The 5,283-nt window shown below is 70.1% G+C and carries 7 protein-coding genes and 1 pseudogene; 5 read left to right on the plus strand and 3 right to left on the minus strand.

Features of this window, described 5'->3' with window-relative positions:
* From ACE3PU_RS06820 to lepB, 4 genes are all read left to right on the plus strand, one after another.
* A partial coding sequence (locus ACE3PU_RS06820) for an acetyl-CoA carboxylase biotin carboxyl carrier protein subunit (RefSeq protein ID WP_374388009.1) occupies positions 1 to 282 on the plus strand: 282 nt, incomplete at its 5' end.
* A 4-nt stretch (positions 283 to 286) separates the two neighbouring features.
* The gene (gene accC, locus ACE3PU_RS06825; RefSeq protein WP_374388011.1) at positions 287 to 1,639 is read left to right on the plus strand and encodes an acetyl-CoA carboxylase biotin carboxylase subunit; all 1,353 of its coding nucleotides are present in this window, start codon (positions 287 to 289) and stop codon (positions 1,637 to 1,639) included.
* Positions 1,636 to 2,322, plus strand: a complete 687-nt coding sequence (gene aat, locus ACE3PU_RS06830; protein ID WP_374388021.1) for a leucyl/phenylalanyl-tRNA--protein transferase — start codon at positions 1,636 to 1,638, stop codon at positions 2,320 to 2,322. The genes accC and aat overlap by 4 nt, the downstream gene beginning before the upstream one ends.
* 42 nt (positions 2,323 to 2,364) lie before the next feature.
* The gene (gene lepB, locus ACE3PU_RS06835; protein ID WP_374388013.1) at positions 2,365 to 3,207 is read left to right on the plus strand and encodes a signal peptidase I; all 843 of its coding nucleotides are present in this window, start codon (positions 2,365 to 2,367) and stop codon (positions 3,205 to 3,207) included.
* Here lepB and ACE3PU_RS06840 read toward each other — a convergent pair.
* The 3 genes from ACE3PU_RS06840 to ACE3PU_RS06850 are packed head-to-tail and all read right to left on the minus strand — an operon-like array spanning position 3,204 to position 4,602.
* A complete protein-coding gene (locus ACE3PU_RS06840) occupies positions 3,204 to 3,542 on the minus strand; it encodes an EF-hand domain-containing protein (RefSeq protein ID WP_374388015.1) in 339 nt (112 codons plus the stop codon). The genes lepB and ACE3PU_RS06840 overlap by 4 nt on opposite strands.
* A 5-nt stretch (positions 3,543 to 3,547) precedes the next feature.
* Complete coding sequence (locus tag ACE3PU_RS06845; RefSeq protein WP_374388017.1) at positions 3,548 to 4,213, minus strand: DUF2155 domain-containing protein; 666 nt, start codon at positions 4,211 to 4,213, stop codon at positions 3,548 to 3,550.
* The gene (locus ACE3PU_RS06850; protein WP_374388019.1) at positions 4,210 to 4,602 is read right to left on the minus strand and encodes an NADH:ubiquinone oxidoreductase subunit NDUFA12; all 393 of its coding nucleotides are present in this window, start codon (positions 4,600 to 4,602) and stop codon (positions 4,210 to 4,212) included. The genes ACE3PU_RS06845 and ACE3PU_RS06850 overlap by 4 nt, the downstream gene beginning before the upstream one ends.
* Before the next feature lie 204 nt (positions 4,603 to 4,806).
* Between ACE3PU_RS06850 and ACE3PU_RS06855 the strand changes: the two are divergent.
* Positions 4,807 to 5,283 (plus strand): annotated as a pseudogene (locus ACE3PU_RS06855) (TSCPD domain-containing protein); the annotation flags it as partial.

Consider the following 5,283-nt stretch of genomic DNA (forward strand, 5'->3'; position numbering starts at 1 on the left):
CCGGCCGCCATGCCCAGCGATCCCGCCACTATCGTCGCCCGCTCGGGCGAAGAGGTGAAGTCGCCGATGGTCGGCACCGCCTATCTGCAGGCCTCGCCGGAAGCGCCGCCGTTCGTCCAGCCGGGCGACAAGGTCAAGAAGGGCCAGACCCTGCTCATCGTCGAGGCCATGAAGACGATGAACCCGATCCAGGCGCCGCGCGACGGCGTCGTGGCCGAGATTCTGGTCGGCGACGCCCAGCCGGTCGAATTCGGCGAACCCCTCGTCCTGCTCGAGGCCTGAGCCGGTGTTCACCAAGGTCCTCATCGCCAATCGGGGCGAGATCGCGCTGCGGATTCATCGCGCGTGCAAGGAGATGGGCATCTCCACCGTCGCCGTGCATTCCGAGGCCGACCGCGGCGCCATGTGGGTGCGGCTGGCTGACGAAAGCGTCTGCATCGGCCCGGCGCCGGCCGCCAAATCCTATCTGAACATCCCCTCGATCATCGCGGCGGCCGAGATCACGGGCGCCCAGGCGATCCACCCCGGCTACGGCTTCCTGTCCGAGAATGCGCGCTTCGCCGAGATCGTGCAGGCCCACGGCATGACCTTCATCGGGCCCAAGCCCGAACATATCCGGGTCATGGGCGACAAGATCACCGCAAAGAAGACGGTGATGGAGGCGGGCATCCCCGTCGTCCCCGGCTCGGACGGCGAGGTCGAGACGGTGGAGGCTGCGATCGAAGCCTCCAAGGCCATCGGCTTTCCGTTGATCGTCAAGGCGGCCGCCGGCGGCGGCGGACGCGGCATGAAGGTGGCGCTGACGCCGGACGACCTGGTCGAGGCGGTCCAGACCGCCCAGTCCGAGGCCCTGGCCGCCTTCGGCAACGGGGCCGTCTACATGGAGCGCTATCTCCAGAAGCCGCGCCACATCGAGATCCAGGTGATCGCCGACAGCCACGGCAACGTCGTCCACCTGGGCGAGCGCGACTGCTCGCTGCAGCGCCGCCACCAGAAGGTTCTGGAAGAGGCCCCCTCGCCCGCCCTGTCGGCCGAGGGCCGCAAGAAGATCGGCGAAACGGTCAACAAGGCCATCGCCGCCATCGGCTATCTGGGCGTCGGCACCATCGAGTTCCTGTGGGAGGACGGCGAGTTCTTCTTCATCGAGATGAACACCCGCCTGCAGGTCGAACACCCGGTCACGGAAATGATCACCGGCGTCGATCTGGTGCGCGAGCAGGTCCGCATCGCCGCCGGCCTGCCGCTGTCGTTCACCCAGGACGACATCCATTTCGAAGGCCACGCCATCGAGGTGCGGATCAACGCCGAAAACGCCGAGACCTTCACCCCCTCGCCCGGAACCATCACCGACTTCCACGCGCCGGGCGGCCTGGGCGTGCGGCTGGATAGCGCCATCTACGCCGGCTATTCGATCCCGCCCTACTACGACAGCCTGATCGGCAAGCTGATCGTGCACGGCCGCGACCGCGAGGAGGCCATCGCGCGCCTGAAACGGTCGCTGGGGGAAATGGTGATCGGCGGCGTCGACACGACCATTCCGCTGTTCCAGCGCCTGCTGGCCGAGCCGGACATCCTGTCGGGCGACTACGACATCCACTGGCTGGAGAAGTGGGCCAAGCGACGGGCAGGCGAAGGCTGAGCGACCCGGACTTCAGCGCCAGCGGGCCGTTCGGCGGCTTCGGCCCCGAAGCCCTGCTGGCCTGTTACGCCCGCGGCGTCTTCCCGATGGCGGAATCGCGCGACGATCCGCGCGTCTTCATCGTCGAGCCGGACCAGCGGGGCGTCATTCCGCTGGACGCCTTCCACGTGCCGTCGCGCCTTCGCCGCACGGTTCGGTCCGAGCCCTTCGACATCCGTATCGACACCGCCTTCGAGACGGTTCTGGACGGCTGCGCGGCGGCGCAGGGGCCCGAGCGCGACGACACCTGGATCAACGGCCCCATCCGGCGGCTGTACAGCGCCCTGCACGCCCAGGGCTTCGTCCATTCGATCGAGTGCTGGAAGGACGAGCGGCTGGTCGGCGGCCTTTACGGCGTCTCGCTGGGCGGGGCCTTCTTCGGCGAGAGCATGTTCAGTCGCGCGCGCGACGCCTCCAAGGTGGCGCTGGTCCACCTTGTGGCGCGGCTGCGAAAGGGCGGCTGGACTCTGCTGGACGCCCAGTTCCTGACCGACCACCTGAGCCAGTTCGGCGCGGTCGAGACGCCGCAGGCGGCCTATCTCCGACGCCTTGCGCCCGCGCTGAAGGTCACGCCGGACCAGGCCGCCCTGTTCGAGCCGATGACCGGCCAAGAGGCGGTCGCCGTCGCGTCGGCCAGGGGCTGACCGGCGCGTCCGGACACGATTTCGGACTGTCCGGACACGTTGATGCTGGCGCCGATCGGCGATGGCGTGCGGCATGGGCGCATGAGCCAGACCCAGACCAAGACCAAGACCACGCCCGCCCCCTCCCCCCGCCCTCACGTCGCGACGGCCGATCGCTCGTGGCGCCGCGACGCCCTGGAGATCGTCGGGACGGTGATCGCCGCCGTGCTGCTGGCGACGGTCGTCAGGATCGTCCTGTTCCAACCCTTCACCATCCCGTCGTCGTCCATGGAGCCGGGACTGGTCACCGGCGACTACATCGTGGTGTCCAAGTTCGCCTATGGCTGGAGCAGCGCGTCGCTGCCCTTCAATCCGCCGATCGTGAAAGGTCGCCTGCTGAAGCGGACGCCGGCGCGCGGCGACGTCGTCGTCTTCCGCCTGCCGCGCGATCCCTCCGCCGCCTGGATCAAGCGCGTCATCGGCCTGCCCGGCGACACGGTCCAGATCCGGGGCGGCCAGGTGCTGGTCAATGACCAGCCGGTGGCGCGGACCCCCTTGGGCGCGGCGCGAGATCATGATGCGCCCGAACGGCGGGTGCTGGCGGTGCGTGAGACGCTGGGCGACGGCCGGACCTATCTCACCTATGACGGCGGCTTCGGCCAGCCGGGCGACGACACAGGCCCCTACCGCGTGCCGGCAGGCCAGTATTTCGTCATGGGCGACAACCGCGACAACTCGCTGGACAGCCGCTGGCCCGGCGCGGTCGGCGTGGGCCTGCTGCCAGAGGAGAACATCATCGGCCGGGCCGAGATCGTCCTGGCGTCATGGGCGCCCGGCGCCGGCCTGTTGCGCCCCTGGACCTGGCTGGACCTTCAGACCGACCGCTTCCTGCGCCGTATCCGCTAGCGGGCGCGGAACTCTTCGAAGGTGACGACGCCGTCGCGGTTCCGGTCCAGTCGGTCGAAGTCCGCGCGAGACGGCGAGAGCGCCAGGGCCAGCGCCGGCGCGGCGACCGCGCCCAGGGCCAGGCCGGCGACCGCCGCGACCAGCACCTGACGCCAGAACGCGACGGCATGGCGCGCGCCGCGGCGCTGAACCAGCTCGGCGTCGATGAATCCGCGGATCGCCTCGCTGGCCGTCAGGCCCTGGGCCCGGCACCGGGCCATGAAGGCGGTCTTGGCGGCCAGAGGCAGCCGAACCTCCACCGTCTCGCTCTTCTTCGGCGACGACTCACGCCCCATCGGCCCTAGTCCTTGCAGCCCACGACCCAGGCGTCGTAGTTGGCGTTCTGGAGTCCGCCGACCGCCGGAGACGACGCGAACATCCAGCCGCGATAGATCTGGCGCGCCTCGCCCTGATTGCGCGGAGCCAGCGACACGTCGACGTAGGCGATCGAATCCTGCGTCAGTTCATCGGGCGTGGAGACCTCGCAGGCGCGGGCCGAGACGATCAGGTTGCGGTTGAAGCGGACCGGACGACCGCCGACCTCGACCTCGAACTTCATCGTTTCGGCCGTGACCTTGTCGATGGCCTGGATGACGGCGAACTTGCGCCGCTGGCGACGCGCCGGGACATCCGGCTGGTCGATAGCCTTCTCCGCGACCGGCGCCGCTTCGGCCTCAGCCTCGGCCTCCACCGCCTGGTCGATGGCTGCGTCTTCGGCGATGACGATGGCGGGCGGCGGCGCGACCGGAACCGGGCTGGCGGGCGCGGGAGCGCCGGCCGGGGCCGATTCGACCGGAGGCGCGACAGGCGACGGCGCGGTGTTGCGCAGGGCGTCGCCGATGGGGTCGTTCGACTGGACCGGGCGCGCGTCGCGCGGCGCATCCTGCAGGACGCTGGCGGTCACGGCGCCCGCGCTCAAGGCGGCGGCCAGCGCCGCCCCGCCCAGCAGGAGCCGGTTCAGCCTCACTCGGGGCTCCAGGCTTCGTAGTCGCCGGTGGCGGCCGGGCGCTTGGCGTCGGCGGCCAGCGAGCCCTGCGGGCGCCAGGCCATCGGCGTGCCGGTCAGGTTCGGCAGATGGGGCTTTTCCCAGGCGCGGCGCGGCAGCGGGGCGACCGTAGGCGGCTCGGCGAAGGTGTAGCGCAGCCAGCCGTGCCAGTCGGCCGACACCTTGGAGGCGTCGACATAGCCGTTGTAGACGACCCAGCGCCGCTTGCGCCCGTCGTAGCTGATGTTGTCGCGGCTCTCGTAGTACTTGTTGCCGAATTCGTCCTCGCCGACCGGGCGGCCGCGCTTGGCGATGGTGAAGAGGGTGCCGATCGTGGCGCCGTTCCACCAGGCGAAAATCTTGTTCAGCACGTCGTCGTATCCACGCAGAAACGGCCGCGGCGGGAAGGTCCGGCGGCTAACGCAATCATAGAAACCCCGACCGCCTTCGTCCAGCGCCGAGGCGCGACGCGCGCCATCGATATCTTGTGGGCAACCCGCCAGCCGACCACCACATATATTGGATCATTTCGGGATCGGCCCTAGTCTCTCAAAAGCCTTCGGGGAGACGCCGCCATGCGCATTCAAACCGGCTTCGCCACTCTGGCGGATCGAGTCGCGATGGAGACCCGCGCGATCGAGCGCGGCGATGTCGTTCGCGAGATCGACGTTCCTGCCGGCTGGTCCGACGCCCAGGTCGACGCCTGGCTGGATTGGGGCCTTGACGGGTGCGAGCCGGAAATCGGCGACGGCGGCTGGCTGGACAGCGTGGTGGACGCCTGGACGGCGACCCTGGCAGCCAGGGGTCTGGCGACGAAGGTCTTCCAGGACGACGCCGACGCGCGGGCCTTCGCCCGGGATCTGGCTGCGACCGTGCGCCTGGGTCTGGGCGCGCCGGCGCGTGCGCGCCATGCCGCGTCGATCGTCGACCTGGCCGATCCCGCCGCCGCCGGCGTGCTGGAGCGTGATCATGCCGCCCGGACCGCACGCCGCCTGGGCGCCCAGGCCGCCGGGGCGCTGGCGGAGGCGCTGGTCGCCGTCGCCGACGCCGTC

The organism is Brevundimonas sp., assembly GCF_041911375.1.
Lineage (GTDB): Bacteria > Pseudomonadota > Alphaproteobacteria > Caulobacterales > Caulobacteraceae > Brevundimonas.